The following is a 13,847-nucleotide window of genomic DNA, read 5'->3' as shown; positions in this document are numbered from 1 at the left end:
GGCCACGCATAGGAGGCCACTGTGACATTCACGCGATACGCTATCTACTTTGCGCCGCCAGCCGAGGCTGAATGGGCGAATTTCGCCACTAACTGGCTGGGATGGGACATGGAAACCGGCAAATCCATCGCGCATCCCGTGATTGATGGCGTGGACGTCGCCACCGTCACCGAGGTGCCGCGCAAATACGGTCTGCACGCGACGATGAAACCACCCTTCTGCCTGCATGACGGGCAGTCGGTGGAGGCTCTGAATGACGCTTGCGCACGGCTTGCGCAGGCGCAACCTCCGGTCACGCTGGACGGGCTGAAAATCACCCGCCTCGGCCGGTTTCTGGCCCTGCGCCCGTTGGGGGATGAGGGCGCGCTGAATACACTCGCCGCCGCCTGCGTGCGAGATCTGGACAACTTTCGCGCAGCCGCGTCCGAAGCCGAGTTGGAGCGCCGCCGCGCGGCTGGACTGTCGCCTGAGCAGGACGCCAATCTGGTGCAATGGGGTTACCCTTACGTGATGGAAGCGTTCCGCTTTCACATTACCCTCAGCGGTAAACTGAGCAAACCTATGCTGACAACGGTTCAGGAGGCACTGCAATCGCAGCTTGCGCCCCTGCTGCCCGCACCGTTCCAGATCACTGAACTGGCCCTTGTAGGCGAGGCCGAAGACGGGTGCTTTCACCTGATCCATCGCTACGCCCTTTCCGGTTGAAGCTGGGGCAGTATGGCGGCAATCGTTGCCTCCAGCGGGCCTGAATTGTCGATCTCGATGACGTGCACCAACCCATCCGGCAATCGGGTGCTGGCCCGTTCCAGCCGCCGCACCTGTTCCTCGGCGCATTCACGGCCCCGCGAGGACAGGCGTTGCACAAGAACTTCGGGATCAGCGGTCAGTGAGATTACGATCAGATCGCCAAACACCTCCTGCGCTTGCAGCAACACCGAGCGGGACATGTTCACCAGCACCGCGTCCGTGTGATTCCTCAGATTATCAATTCCCTTGGGCACCCCGTAAAACAACCCATGCGCGGGCCAGTGCAGCGCAAACGCACCTTCAGCCACCATCTGCTGAAAGGCCTCAACTGACACCCGGTCGAAATCTTCCCCCTCTTCGCCTTCGGGGCGGGTGATCACCCGGCGGGCCCGGCCGATGCCCGGCACGCGCGCCTCCAGCGCCTCCATCACGCTGTCTTTGCCAACGCCGGAGGGTCCGACAAACGCTATGACAGGCGCAAGGCTCATGCAGCCACACTGGGTTCGAAATCCGAGACGTTGATCTCACGATCACAGACCCGGTCGCGCGCGCCGACATCATGGAAGATGCCCACGATCGCAGCGCCACGCGCCTTGGCTTCTTCGATCAAGGACAACACCGTTTCCCGGTTCTGCACATCCAGCGAGGCCGTAGGTTCGTCCAGCAACATCGCCGGATAGTCATGCGCAAATCCCCGGGCGATATTCACTCGCTGTTGTTCGCCACCGGAAAAAGTGGTGGGGCTCAGCGCCCAAAGACGCTCAGGAATGTTCAACCGAGCCAGCAAAGCTGCCGCCCTGTCCAGCGCCGCCTGCCGGTCACACCCAATGGTCAACAGAGGTTCCGCCACCACCTCCAGCGTCGGGACCCGTGGCACCACCCGCAGGAACTGACTGACATAGCCCAGCGTCTCGCGGCGTAGCGCCAGAACCTCACGTGGCTCGGCCTGAGCCACATCCAGGCCATCGACCAGAACCTGTCCGGACCCGGCCAGATAATTCCCATAGATCACCCGCATCAGGGTGGACTTGCCCGCCCCTGACGCCCCGGTCAGCGCCACACATTCACCGGGCGCGACCTTCAGCGAGGCCCTCTTCATCACCGGGATCACCGCACCACCCTGATTGTGCAGAGTGAAGCTCTTGCTGACATCCTTAAGTTCGATCATCGCCATCACCTTCAAACCTGCAGAACGCTGGACACAAGCAGCTGCGTATAGGCGTGTCGCGGATCGTCCAGCACCTGATCGGTCAAACCGGCCTCGACCACGTGACCATCCTTCATCACCATCAGCCGGTCCGCCAACAGGCGCACCACAGCCAGATCATGCGTGACAATAATGGCGCTCAGTCCCATTTCACGCACCAGCCCGCGCAGCAGGTCCAACAGTCGCGCCTGAACCGAGACATCCAGCCCGCCCGTCGGTTCATCCATGAACACCAGTCGAGGCCCCGTCACCAAGTTACGCGCAATTTGCAGACGTTGCTGCATCCCACCGGAAAACGCCGTTGGGCGGTCATCCACGCGGGCGCCGTCGATCTCGACCCTTCCCAGCCAGTCAATCGCGCGGTCGCGGATCTGGCCATAGTGACGGTCGCCAACGGCCATCAGCCGCTCACCGATATTGCCACCAGCGCTCACAGACATACGCAGCCCGTCGCGAGCGTTCTGGTGAACAAAGGCCCAGTCGGTACGGCCCAGCATACGGCGTTCAGGTTCCGACATGGTCACAGTATCCACGGGGCCATCGGTACGCGTATCAAAAACTACCTGCCCCGCGTCAGGCTCCAGATGTCCCGCAAGGCAGTTCAGCAAGGTCGATTTGCCCGAACCGCTTTCGCCGACGATGCCCATCACCTCACCGGGGTAAAGGTCGAAGCTGACGTCAGCGCAGCCGATCCGCGCGCCATAGTGTTTTTGGATGCCTTTGACCTGCAACAACGGAGTCATGCTGCGCTCTCCTTGCTCAAGCGGCCTTCGTGGCCCTGCGCGCGGCGGGACCGGCAGTAATCCGTGTCGGAACAGACAAACATCCGGTTACCCGCGTCATCCATGATCACCTCGTCAAGATAGCTGTCCTCGGCGCCGCACAGGTCGCAAGGGTGATCGGCCTTGGTTGCCTCGAACGGGTAATCCTCGAAATCGAGGCTGACAACTTTGGTATGAGGCGGCACCGCGTAGATCCGCTGCTCGCGCCCGGCCCCAAACAGTTGGATCGCATCCATCTCAAGCTTGGGGTTATCGAATTTCGGAATTGGCGACGGGTCCATCACATAGCGCCCCGAGACCTTCACCGGATAAGCGTAGGCGGTCGAGATCGCCCCGTGCTGGCTGATGTCTTCGTACAGCTTCACATGCATTAGCCCGTATTCCTCCAGGCTGTGCATCTTGCGCGTCTCGGTCTCGCGCGGCTCCAGAAACCGTAGCGGTTCCGGAATCGGTACTTGGTAGACAAGAATCTGATCCTCGGTCAACTTTGCTTCGGGGATACGGTGACGGGTTTGGATGACTGTGGCCTTTTCGGTTTCCTCAGTCGTTTCAACCCCGGCGGTGTTCTCAAAGAACTTGCGGATCGAGACGGCGTTGGTGGTGTCATCCGCGCCCTGATCGATCACCTTGAACCTGTCATCCGGCGTCAGCGTCGCGGCCATGACCTGCACCCCTCCGGTGCCCCAACCATAGGGCATCGGCATCTCGCGACTGGCAAAGGGCACCTGATATCCTGGCACGGCCAACCCTTTCAGGATGGCGCGGCGGATCATTCGCTTGGTTTGCTCGTCCAAATATGCGAAATTGTAGTCATTCATTTTTGTACTTCGCTTTTTAATTGGTGTTTTTATGGACGTAATTGTTATTGTCGCGCTCTCTCTGGTCATATTGACGTATATCTTCAGACATAATCGCCACGCCAAACATCGCCACCGCGCGCAGCAGAGAGACCGAAAAGGGATCTGGAGTTCGGTTGGCGCATCGCATCTGTGTTCCAATCGCAACAGCGCCCGATCCCGAAAAGCGGAAGCAAGTGTAATTCCGGAAAACACCAGCGTTGAACGATCTGGTCCCTGACATCATTCTGCAGCCTCCCTCGGCGTGATCCGTTCCTCAGCCTCGCGGCGCAGCTTGCGGACCAACTCCAGTTCGGACTGGAAATCCACATAGTGCGGCAATTTGATATGTTCGAGGAATCCGGTGGCCTGAATGTTGTCGGCGTGGCTCAGGACAAACTCCTCGTCTTGCGCGGGGGCGCCCACATTGTCCTCGCCCAGTTCTTCCCAGCGCAGCGCACGGTCAACCAGAGCCATGGCGATGGATTTGCGTTCCGACTGGCCAAAGACCAGCCCGTAGCCACGGGTGAATTGGGGCGGTTCGGTTTTTGAGCCCTTGAACTGGTTGACGGTTTCGCATTCGGTCAACTCGACCTCGCCGATCTCGATGGCGAAGCCCAGTTCGGGGATTTCCATCTCGACCGCGACCTTGCCGATGCGCAGCTCACCGACAAAGGCGTGGTTGCGGGCGTAGCCGCGTTGGGTTGAATAGGCCATACCCAGCACGAACCCTTCGTCCCCTCGGGTCAGCGATTGCAGGCGCAGCGGGCGACCAGCCGGAAACTCCATCGGCTCGCGGGTCAGATCGCCCGGGGTTTCGCTGCTGACCGGCTCATCCTGAATGATGTCCTCACCCTTGAGAAACTCGGTGATATGCGGCGTCGGCTCCACACGCGGCTGTGCTTCGGATGCGGCAGGAACCTCACCCTCGGCCGCCAGTTTGAAATCCAGCAATCGGTGCGTGTAGTCGAAGGTCGGCCCCAATATCTGCCCGCCCGGCGCATCCTTGAACGTGGCCGAGATGCGGCGGTCGCAGTTCATCTCTCCGGTTTCCACCGGGTCGGAATAGCCGAACCGGGGCAAGGTAGTGCGGTAGGCACGGATCAAAAAGATCGCCTCGATCAAATCACCACGTGCCTGTTTGATCGCGAGCGCTGCCAAGTCTGGGTCGTACAAAGACCCCTCAGCCATCACCCGGTTCACCGCAAGCGACAATTGTTCGCGGATTTGGGCGACGCTCAGTTCGGCAATGTCGGTCGAGCCGCGACGCTCTTCGGCCAACCAGGCATGAGCGTTGTCGATGGCCTTTTCACCACCTTTGACTGCTACGTACATCGCCTAATCCTCTGCCCTGATCTGTGTGCTGCGAGGTAGAGCCGCAAGCCTGTTATCGCAGGTGAAGAAAAAGTCGCAGCCCAAGGGATAAAGCGCTGCGTTGGCCTGAAGCACGGGCACGCCCGGTAAGGACAGCTGCGCTGTATCCCGTATACCCGGACCGGTCAGTACAGCGCCTTCCTGTTGCAGGTCGTCACATTCGACGATCAGTGTTGCGGACCTGTCAGGATAATCTGGTGTTCCGATGCGATATTGGGTCAGTGTTCCAAGTGCCTGCCATGTTCCAACGGCGAAATCCGCCTCGGACGTCTCTGCAACCGGCGCGCCGGTGTGGAAGGTCAGCCATTGGCGCACAGCGTCCGTGTCCAAGTCGCCCGCCAGATGTACCCGGGTATCCGGGTCGCATAAAGTCAGCAGCAAAGTCCCCGCCGCTGCGGACAGAGGCGCTGGCGGCTTAGCACCCGAAATCCAGCGGATCTCACCCGGCCGCGCCAATACTGTCATCGCAGCACGAAATGCGTGGGCTGCATCGATCGGTGCGTTTTCGAACCCGCCCGAGAACTGGGTCTGCGCGCTCATCAATCCTCTCCCCGTACCAGCGTAAAGAACTCGACCTTCGTCGCCGCCGCTTTCGCGGCCCGGGCGGTCTTGGCGGCCTGCATCTGTTGGCTAAGTGGTGTGATCACTCGGGCGCGAATATCCTCGGCTGCACCGGTCTGCATCATTGCGTCGATCAGCGCTGCAACCTCGACCTTGCGCTTCGACCGGCCCTGAACATAGCCGTGCCCAACCGTTCCGTCTTTCAGCGCCAGCGAACACCGCGTGACAGTCATTTCACCAAGGTTGAACGGTACGCCCGTGCCGCCCGTCCGACCTCGAACCATGACGCCGCCGACCTCGGGGGTGCGAAGCCAGTCAAAGCTGGGAGGCGTGCCAACCTCACCCCACAACTCCATCAACGCTTGCTCGGGGGCACGGGCCAGCAAGCCCATCCAGTCCTTGCGCGCGGCAATCGCTTTTTCTTGGTATTCCGCCATCGAATCCTCTTGGCCGGGTTGTCTAATTGAACTATACAACTAGACAAATATTACATCCCGAAAGTGAGTCTCGCAATCCGCAATACTGTGAAAGTTTGGTGACATGAGCAGAACACCGGTCTGGAAAAGCATCGCGTTGAGCCTGACCTCGGACATCGCCGAGGGGCGCTACAACACCGGAGACCGCCTGCCGACCGAGGCGCAACTGGCTGCGCAGCACGGGGTAAACCGGCACACGGTGCGACGCGCGTTGGCGGATATGGCAGAACAAGGCCTGGTGCACCCAAGGCGCGGCGCAGGCGTATTTATTGCGGCGCGCCCGACCGATTACCCGATTGGCAAACGGGTCAGATACCACAAGAGCGTCTCGGCCAGCGGCAAGATACCCGGCAAGACGATCCTTTCACTGACGACACGAGCGGCGGATAACACCGAAGCCGAAGCGTTGCAGCTGAAAGCGGGCGATAAAGTGCATGTGTATGACGGGTTGTCGCTGGCCGACGGTCAACCCATTGCCCTGTTTCAGAGCATCTTTCCAGCTGACCGCTTACCCGACATTCTGGAGGCGTTGCTAGATTCACAATCCGTGACCAAAGCGCTTCAACGCTGCGGAGTCTCGGATTACACCCGCGTTTCAACCCGCCTGACGGCGCGAGCGGCAACAGCAACGCAAGCCCTGCATCTGCAATTGCCCGAAGGCGCACCGGTGCTGTTTTCGACCGGAGTGAATGCCGATTTATCAGGAGTGCCCGTTGAGTACGGGCGCACTGCTTTTGCCGGTGAACGGGTGACACTGACGTTGAACGACGACTAGAAAACGAAGCCCTCCCGCCCGTCCTCGGCCTCCGTGCGGAGGCCTCATCCCGTTGGGCGTAGCGCCGCGTTTTGCGCGGCGCCGGGCCCAAAGCCGCCAAGGGGGATCGGCGCAGCCGATGCGCCTGCGGGTACGGGTGCGATTCCGTTCCCTGGCACAACAGGCTTATTCGTATTTTTCAAAAAAGGCTTCAGCGCTAAGTGACCGGAAATCCAGCAATGCGGTTCGCAGGAGTTGATTGTCCCAGTCCCACCAGGCCAAAGCCAGCATCCGGTCGATAATACCCTCTGGGAACCGGCGGCGGATCGGTTTGGCCGTCACACCACCGACAATGGTGTACGGACGAACATCCTTGGTCACCACAGCGCCTGACGCCACCACAGCGCCATGACCGATTGTCACTTCCGGCTTGATGATCGCTGCGTGGCCGATCCATGTGTCATGACCGATCACGGCCTGGCGGCTGGCACGATAGGCGAGCCAGTCCTGATCGTTCTCGGCATCGTCCCAGTAATCTGCGGACCGGTACAGGAAATGGTGCTGAGACGCCCTCTCCATCGGGTGATCCGTTGCTCCGATCCGCGTGAAACTGGCAATATTTGCGAACTTTCCAATCTCGGCATTGGCAATATCGCAGGTTCGGTCGCAATAGGAGTAATCCCCCAAGACCGAGTTCGCGACGCGGCTGCCTGCGCCGACCTCTACATATTCTCCAAAGCTGCTGTTCGTTATCTGGCATTCGGGGTGAATGAACGGCTGGTCCGGGCGCAGGCGCGGCATTGTCGTGGTCCTTGGTTGCGGGTCAAGCCAACCGCTGTGGCTTTGTTTTCACGCCACGCGGCTTGCGCTTTTTTTCCGTCTCGCCCTGGATCAGACGTCGACGCAGCCAGCCCGAGAACCAGTCCATCATCATCACCATCAAAATGATCAGGACGATGTAATAAGCCACCTCTTCCCAGTCCTTCTGGGTGATGATTGCCTGCGTCAACAGCAGACCGATCCCACCGCCGGTGATCGCGCCGATAACGGTGGCGCTGCGGGTGTTGGATTCGAGGAAATAGAGCAGCTGGCTCAGCAGCACCGGCGTGACTTGCGGGATGACGCCAAACCGATAGCGCTGTGGTGCGTTGGCCCCGGTGGACTGCACACCTTCGATTTGTTTGTTATCCACGTTCTCCAGCGCTTCCGAGAAAATCTTACCGAAGGTGCCGGTATCAGTAACGAGAATGGCCAAAGCTCCGGTCAGCGGCCCGGGGCCGAAGGCGCGAGCCAGAACCACGGTCCAGATCAGGGCATCCACGCCACGGACAAAGTCGAACGCCCGGCGGGTCGTAAAACGCACGGCTTTCACAGGATTGAAGTTGCGTGTCGCCAGAAAGGCCAGCGGCAGGGCGACCATGGCCGCACCGAAGGTGCCTAGAAACGCCATCAGGATGGTTTCAAAGATAGCCCAGGCCACGTCCTGATGCCGCCACATCTTGTTGGTCCAGAAATCGTTCAGAATGGCACCGGATTCACCGTTCATGGCCCGTCCAGCCAATTCAGGGAAGGGCTTGCCGTAATACGGACTGTCGAGCGTGAACCAAAACAGCTCCCACCCGGTGAAATAGCGGAACACTTCGGACCGGTTTCGGGTTACGGTCAGGCGGCCCGCATCCGTGGTTACCGCCAAGCGGTTCTTGGACACGCTGATCCACTCTGGCACGTCACCCGCGGGCATTTCCGCCTGCACCCCTGCCGAGCGCGAAGGCGTTGCCCGAACGGTGCCATAGCCGGTAATGTCAAACTCGACCGTTTCGGGACCAAAACGCACGACGTGACCGTTTTCCAGATCAATCACAGTTGTCTCGCCCAACGTCACCCAGTCCGGGGCCTGCCCCTCGGGGTAAGCGCCCTTGCGCTCGCCCTCGATGGCGGCAAACACTTCACCGGAGCGGTTGTCTCGTTCGACATGAGTTTTGTAACTGTAGCTGTCCGCCACCAGCGTCTTGCCGTTTTCCCAATCCGCCCGCGCAGCCAGCCCCGGCACGTCAAAAACAATGAATACGTAAACCAGATAGGCCAGAACCAGCGCAGGCAGGCCGAAATTCACCAGCCGTTTGCGGTTGAAAATGCAACCCGCCTCGGCCTTGAGCTCATCAACGGTCAGGTTGGTTGCGATGGTGCTCATGCCGTGGCTCCTTTTTCCGACCCATGGGCCAGACGGTCGCGCAGATAGCCCGATATTTGATCCACGACGACGATTGTGACGAACAGAAGGATGAAAATGGCGGCCGCTTCGTCATAGCGCCCCTGCCCCCAGGACATCGCATTGCGAAGCTCATAACCCAGACCTCCGGCACCGACAAATCCCAGAATGGCCGAGGCGCGGATGTTGATCTCGAACCGCAACAGGGCATAGCTGACATAGTTCGGCCCGACCTGCGGGATCACGCCCAGATACATGCGCTGCGACCAGTTGGCGCCAACCGATTGCAGCCCCTCAACGGGTTTCAGGGAAGCGTTTTCGTTAACCTCGGAAAACAGCTTACCCAGGGCGCCCGCCGTGTGGATCGCAATTGCGATCACCGCAGGCACCGGACCTCCGCCCAGGATGAAGATCAGGACCAGCGCGATGACGATTTCCGGGATTGCCCGAAAGACATCTGAAATTCGGCGGAACAGCGGGATCAGCGACGGCCAATAGGCCATGCTCCGAGTGGACATCAGCGATAAAATCGTTCCCAGAATCGTTCCGACCAATGTCGCCGCGGCAGCGATATTGAGCGTCTCGACCAACGCCGGGAAGAACGTGACCAGATGCGATGGCATTTCCGCGATCATTTCCCATGCCTCCGACAAAACCTCGGCCGGATAGTCCAGAATGCGATGCCAGCCGTCGATGAACCCGCCTGCGTTGCGGTCATCAGCCGTGCGGAATCCAGCAGCCATCATGGCCACGAACAGGATCAGAAGGATACCACCATAGACCCTCTTGCGTCGCGCCATCGCGGTGTAGTCGTCGCGGATCTGATTGACGGTCGAGGACCCAACAGTCAGGTCTGTCATGGAATGCTCCTGAGTGGAAACGGGGACCGGTTTTTCACCGGACCCCGATCATTGGATATGCAAGATTAGTTGGACTTCAGCTTGCGTGCTTCGATGATGACTTCGTAGGCGTCATGCGTGATCGGATCAAAGCTCTTGGCCTCACCTGCAGCCACACCGTAGAAGCAATCCTGGTCTTTCTCGCTCAGCGTGTCCCACAGTGCGGTCACCTTGGCTTTGACATCTTCCGGCAGTGCCTTGCGAACCACAACAGGACCTTCCGGGATCGGCTTGGATTTCCAGATCTCGACCATGTCGTTCATATCGACCAGACCGGCATCCACAGCACGGCGCAGGGCGCCCGACTGGTAGCCGTCTTCCCATTCTCCCAGTCCGTCGGCCCAGGTCACGCCGCCATCAACGTCGCCGTTGTTGACCGCAACGATGGTCTGCTCGTGACCGCCGGTGAACTTCACGTCGCCGAAGTAGTCGCCCGATTCCATGGTTGCATCAATTGCAGCAGGAATTTCGATCGACGGGATCAGATAGCCCGAGGTCGAGTTCGGATCACCAAACCCAAAAGCCTTGCCCTTCATGTCTTCCAGCGAGGTGATGCCGCTATCCTTGCGGGCAAACCCAACCGAGTAATAGCCAAAGCCGCCATCGGTGTTTACCTTGACCAGAACCGGCTCAACGGCTTCGGGGTCAGACAGGTAGGTTTTGGCGTAACCCGACGCGCCCAGCCAGGCCACGTCGATGGTACCGCCCAGCAGGCCCTGGATCACACCGTTATAGTCGGCAGGTGCGAACAGTTTGGCCGGAACGCCCAGCGCTTCTTCGGTGTATACGCGCAAACACTCGTTGTTGTTCAGTCGATCCTGGGCGTTCTCGCCACCCAGAATTCCGATGCGGAATTCACTGATCTCCTGAGCCATGGACGGCGCGGCCAATGCAGTGGTCGCAACAAGGGCAGCAATGAGTTTTTTCATCTGTCTCTCTCCAGTTTGATATGCCGGCCTTTCATCTGGCCGGTTGATGAAAGGGGGGCGGTTCAGATGGTGGCTTCGGCTTCCATCAGGGCCTTCTGGGTAGCGTCCAGGGTCTCGATCTCGGTCGATGTCGCCTCTTCCGAGAAGCTGGCATCGGCACCATAAATCTCGCGTGCAACACCGGTGGTCAGCTGTTCGGGCAGACCGTCAAAGACGATGCGCCCGTCGCGCATGCCGACCACGCGGTCGCAATAGCGGCGCGCGGTGTCCAGCGTGTGCAGGTTGGCGATGACGGTGCGGCCGTCCTCTTCGTGGATGCGACGCAGCGCCTGCATCACTACCTGCGCGTTCATCGGGTCCAGCGAGGCGATGGGTTCATCCGCCAGAATGATCTTGGGGTCCTGCATCAGGGCGCGTGCAATGGCGACACGCTGCTGCTGACCGCCTGACAGCGCCTCAGCACGCTTGGGGGCGTGCTCGGCAATGCCCAGACGGTCCAGAATGTCGATGGCGCAGTGAATCTCATCCATCGGGAAAAGGTTGAACATGGTCGCCAGCGTCGAGTGGCGGTTCAGCGTGCCGTGCAGCACGTTCGAGACCACATCCAGACGCGGTACAAGATTGAACTGCTGGAAGATCATCGCGCAGTCGGCCTGCCAGGCGCGTTTTTCACGACCTTTCAATTGGGTGATATCACGCCCTTCGAACAGGATCTGACCTCCGCTGGAATCCGTCAGGCGATTGATCATCCTCAAGAGGGTGGACTTGCCCGCACCCGACCGGCCGATGATCCCAATCATGCAAGGCTTGTCCACATCCAGCGTCGCCGCATCCACGGCAGTATTGTCGCCGAACCGTTTGGTCAGTTTCTCGATCCGCAGCACGTGCTACCCCCAATTCGTGTTGGCGGTCAGCTACAGAAGCCATTCAACGGCTGTGTGTCAGAGTGGTGAAAGTTTTGTAACTGTGCGCAGGTCGCGGGGGCTACCCTTTGCAGCGCGGCACAGGTATACGCGACCGCGACTCTCCAGCTTTTACGAGGCCGCCATGAGCTTTGACCGCAACATCAAGATCGCCCCGTCAATCCTGTCCGCCGATTTCGCCAATTTCGGGCAAGAGATTCAGGCCATCGAAGCCCAAGGCGCCGATTGGGTCCATGTCGACGTGATGGACGGCCATTTCGTCCCCAACCTGACCTTCGGCCCGCCCGCTGTTAAAGCGTTCCGCCCGCATGTGAAAACAGTGATGGACGTGCACCTGATGATCACGCCTGTCGATCCCTATATTCAGGCATATGCGGACGCGGGTGCGGATATCCTGACCGCCCATGTCGAAGCCGGACCGCACACCCACCGCACCCTGCAGGCCATCCGCGCCGCTGGTATGAAGGCCGGTGTCGCGCTGAACCCCGGCACCCCGGCCGAGGCAGTCGAGGATTTGCTGGACCTGACCGACCTTGTCTGCGTCATGACCGTGAACCCCGGTTTCGGCGGCCAGAAGTTCATCGACATGACTAACAAGGTGCGCAAGCTGCGCCAGATGATCGGCGACCGCCCGGTGCATATCGAGATCGACGGCGGCGTTGATCCGCAGACCGCACCTCTGGTGGCGACCGCAGGTGCAGATGTTCTGGTCGCCGGGTCGGCCGTTTTCAAAGGCGGGTCGGTGTCCAATCCCGAAGTTTACGGTGAAAACATCCGCGCCGTTCGGGCCGCGGCTGAATCCGCGCTCTAAGGGATCTGCACTCTCGCCGTTTGCAGAAAGCGCGAGATTTCAAGCCCGAGGCTCGCTTCTATGGAAATCGCCAGGTCTGGCTGTTTCCGAAGTTCAGCGTTCAGATCGGGCATGTCCCAATCTATGACACGTGACGGCCCAAGCGCCGTCACGGTCACCGGCGCCGTAAAATCCTGATCTCCGCTCAGAAACGCCGTCCCGCCGAGGAAGCGCCCCTCACCCAGCGTGTCGACATGATTGCCATTCACTTCGACGCCGACTTCTCCGTCTACGATCAGCGACAGGCTCGGAACGGGCGCGCCCTGTGTCAATAGCTTTGTCCCGGCCGGGACGGTTTTCCAGACGCCCGACTTAAGCAGATTGTACGCGTCACGTTCGCTGAAATTGCGCAACGCGGTTTCGTACAGGTGCCGTTCTGTATCTGTAAATGGCACCGGTCGACGTTCCAACAACAGGCGTATGATCCAAAAGATGTTGATGCCCGTGAAGAACAGGTTCCACCCGATCGGAGCCCAAAGCGGCGTGCTTTGCAAATAGTAGTACGGCAACAGGATCAGCGCCCCGATCACCGTCAGCACCCGCAACCAGAAAATGTCTCGGACCGAATAGGAAATTAGGTAAAAGACATTCGCCGCATTCACCAACAGGTCCAAACCCACCATACCGTGCCTCGTCTAATTTGCGCACCGCATAGTGCGGTACGCTGTTAAGGGAGCATGGTGAGTTTAGACACGCCGTTTCCCGGTATGGAAGGTTTCTGTGCAACTCCCGAACCGGGCGTCAAGTATCGGAAAAAGCGAAGGTCTACTTGGAATACAAACGCCGCTGGGGTGCATGCTTGTTCGAATGCTCTGAATAGCAGGCTGTCAGCTTAACCCTTTTGCCTGGACGTAATCCGCCTGCACCGCCTTCGACACCCTCTTCATCCAATATAGCCGTCTGCATGTCATCCAGATCTTTGCTGTGCAGGATGCGTGTGCCGTAATGTACGAACTGAAGCCCAAACATGGTTATCCCCATCTTCTGACCCCTTGGCGTATCAACCCGAGCGCAGTCGGGTTCTTGATGCGTTCAAGCGGATGTGATTGCAACACGAGAACAAATGGCGTGGTTCAGATCCCGCGCTCTTTGCCTCAAGGCATAAATGGGGTCGCTTCTTTTCCAAATGATGAAGACAGGATTAATCCGCAGGGTCGCGCATTGAAAAAGGGCGTCCCGAGGGACGCCCTTTCTTAGAGTACTCGCTTACGCGTCTTACTCGATGATTTTCGACACGACGCCGGCGCCGACGGTGCGGCCGCCTTCGCGGATGGCGAAACGCAGGCCGTCTTCCATCGCG

Annotated in this window: 18 protein-coding genes; 3 read left to right on the top strand and 15 right to left on the bottom strand. The window is 59.5% G+C overall.

All coding sequences use genetic code 11. From position 1 onward, the window contains the following. The first annotated feature begins 21 nt into the window (after positions 1 to 21). Entirely contained in the window at positions 22 to 705 is a 684-nt protein-coding gene (locus ACR0IM_RS14775) for a DUF1045 domain-containing protein (protein ID WP_480682393.1), read from the top strand. Here ACR0IM_RS14775 and ACR0IM_RS14770 read toward each other — a convergent pair. The 7 genes from ACR0IM_RS14770 to phnG form a co-directional block, all read right to left on the bottom strand. Then, positions 687 to 1,235, bottom strand: a complete 549-nt coding sequence (locus ACR0IM_RS14770) for an AAA family ATPase (RefSeq protein WP_480682392.1) — start codon at positions 1,233 to 1,235, stop codon at positions 687 to 689. The two genes, ACR0IM_RS14775 and ACR0IM_RS14770, sit on opposite strands and share 19 nt — an antisense overlap. Beyond that, the gene (phnL, locus tag ACR0IM_RS14765) at positions 1,232 to 1,915 is read right to left on the bottom strand and encodes a phosphonate C-P lyase system protein PhnL (protein WP_480682391.1); all 684 of its coding nucleotides are present in this window, start codon (positions 1,913 to 1,915) and stop codon (positions 1,232 to 1,234) included. Before phnL ends, ACR0IM_RS14770 begins: the two co-directional genes overlap by 4 nt. 11 nt (positions 1,916 to 1,926) lie before the next feature. Continuing rightward, positions 1,927 to 2,697, bottom strand: a complete 771-nt coding sequence (phnK, locus tag ACR0IM_RS14760) for a phosphonate C-P lyase system protein PhnK (RefSeq protein ID WP_480682390.1) — start codon at positions 2,695 to 2,697, stop codon at positions 1,927 to 1,929. Further along, complete coding sequence (locus ACR0IM_RS14755; RefSeq protein WP_480682389.1) at positions 2,694 to 3,554, bottom strand: alpha-D-ribose 1-methylphosphonate 5-phosphate C-P-lyase PhnJ; 861 nt, start codon at positions 3,552 to 3,554, stop codon at positions 2,694 to 2,696. The genes phnK and ACR0IM_RS14755 overlap by 4 nt, the downstream gene beginning before the upstream one ends. A gap of 261 nt (positions 3,555 to 3,815) precedes the next feature. Next, positions 3,816 to 4,907, bottom strand: a complete 1,092-nt coding sequence (locus ACR0IM_RS14750) for a carbon-phosphorus lyase complex subunit (RefSeq protein WP_480682388.1) — start codon at positions 4,905 to 4,907, stop codon at positions 3,816 to 3,818. Positions 4,908 to 4,910: 3 nt separating this feature from the next. After that, positions 4,911 to 5,486 (bottom strand): phosphonate C-P lyase system protein PhnH, encoded by a 576-nt coding sequence (gene phnH, locus ACR0IM_RS14745; protein ID WP_480682387.1) that lies wholly within the window; start codon positions 5,484 to 5,486, stop codon positions 4,911 to 4,913. Further along, positions 5,486 to 5,944, bottom strand: a complete 459-nt coding sequence (gene phnG / locus ACR0IM_RS14740) for a phosphonate C-P lyase system protein PhnG (RefSeq protein WP_480682386.1) — start codon at positions 5,942 to 5,944, stop codon at positions 5,486 to 5,488. Before phnG ends, phnH begins: the two co-directional genes overlap by 1 nt. A 103-nt stretch (positions 5,945 to 6,047) precedes the next feature. Between phnG and phnF the strand changes: the two genes are divergently transcribed. Further along, entirely contained in the window at positions 6,048 to 6,758 is a 711-nt protein-coding gene (gene phnF, locus ACR0IM_RS14735; RefSeq protein ID WP_480593787.1) for a phosphonate metabolism transcriptional regulator PhnF, read from the top strand. A 165-nt stretch (positions 6,759 to 6,923) separates the two neighbouring features. Here the strand turns inward: phnF and ACR0IM_RS14730 are convergent, their stop codons facing one another. From ACR0IM_RS14730 to phnC, 5 genes are all read right to left on the bottom strand, one after another. Further along, entirely contained in the window at positions 6,924 to 7,538 is a 615-nt protein-coding gene (locus tag ACR0IM_RS14730) for an LbetaH domain-containing protein (RefSeq protein WP_480682385.1), read from the bottom strand. A 22-nt stretch (positions 7,539 to 7,560) separates the two neighbouring features. Next, positions 7,561 to 8,928 carry a phosphonate ABC transporter, permease protein PhnE gene (gene phnE / locus ACR0IM_RS14725; RefSeq protein WP_480682384.1) on the bottom strand — a complete coding sequence of 456 codons (1,368 nt, stop codon included), beginning with the start codon at positions 8,926 to 8,928 and terminating at the stop codon, positions 7,561 to 7,563. Beyond that, entirely contained in the window at positions 8,925 to 9,806 is an 882-nt protein-coding gene (gene phnE, locus ACR0IM_RS14720; RefSeq protein ID WP_480682382.1) for a phosphonate ABC transporter, permease protein PhnE, read from the bottom strand. The genes phnE (ACR0IM_RS14725) and phnE (ACR0IM_RS14720) overlap by 4 nt, the downstream gene beginning before the upstream one ends. A 65-nt stretch (positions 9,807 to 9,871) precedes the next feature. After that, positions 9,872 to 10,774: a phosphonate ABC transporter substrate-binding protein gene (gene phnD / locus ACR0IM_RS14715; RefSeq protein ID WP_480682380.1), complete on the bottom strand. Its 903-nt coding sequence runs from the start codon at positions 10,772 to 10,774 to the stop codon at positions 9,872 to 9,874. Positions 10,775 to 10,836: 62 nt separating this feature from the next. After that, on the bottom strand, positions 10,837 to 11,658 hold the full coding sequence (phnC, locus tag ACR0IM_RS14710) for a phosphonate ABC transporter ATP-binding protein (protein WP_480642438.1): 822 nt from the start codon (positions 11,656 to 11,658) through the stop codon (positions 10,837 to 10,839). 163 nt (positions 11,659 to 11,821) lie between these two features. On the opposite strand from phnC, the gene rpe reads away from it, so the two are divergent. Next, positions 11,822 to 12,508 carry a ribulose-phosphate 3-epimerase gene (gene rpe / locus ACR0IM_RS14705; protein WP_480593793.1) on the top strand — a complete coding sequence of 229 codons (687 nt, stop codon included), beginning with the start codon at positions 11,822 to 11,824 and terminating at the stop codon, positions 12,506 to 12,508. Here the strand turns inward: rpe and ACR0IM_RS14700 are convergent. The 3 genes from ACR0IM_RS14700 to ACR0IM_RS14690 form a co-directional block, all read right to left on the bottom strand. Continuing rightward, a complete protein-coding gene (locus ACR0IM_RS14700) occupies positions 12,505 to 13,170 on the bottom strand; it encodes a Crp/Fnr family transcriptional regulator (RefSeq protein ID WP_480642440.1) in 666 nt (221 codons plus the stop codon). The genes rpe and ACR0IM_RS14700 overlap by 4 nt on opposite strands. A gap of 142 nt (positions 13,171 to 13,312) precedes the next feature. Beyond that, positions 13,313 to 13,528 (bottom strand): hypothetical protein, encoded by a 216-nt coding sequence (locus ACR0IM_RS14695; RefSeq protein ID WP_480593795.1) that lies wholly within the window; start codon positions 13,526 to 13,528, stop codon positions 13,313 to 13,315. Between the two features lie 234 nt (positions 13,529 to 13,762). Beyond that, on the bottom strand, positions 13,763 to 13,847 hold an 85-nt coding region (locus tag ACR0IM_RS14690), incomplete at its 5' end, for an EF-Tu C-terminal domain-related protein (RefSeq protein ID WP_199709399.1).

It is taken from the genome of Ruegeria sp. BF6, from assembly GCF_056538665.1.
Note: the sequence above shows the minus strand (reverse complement) of the source record. Positions and strands in the feature narration are given on the sequence as shown.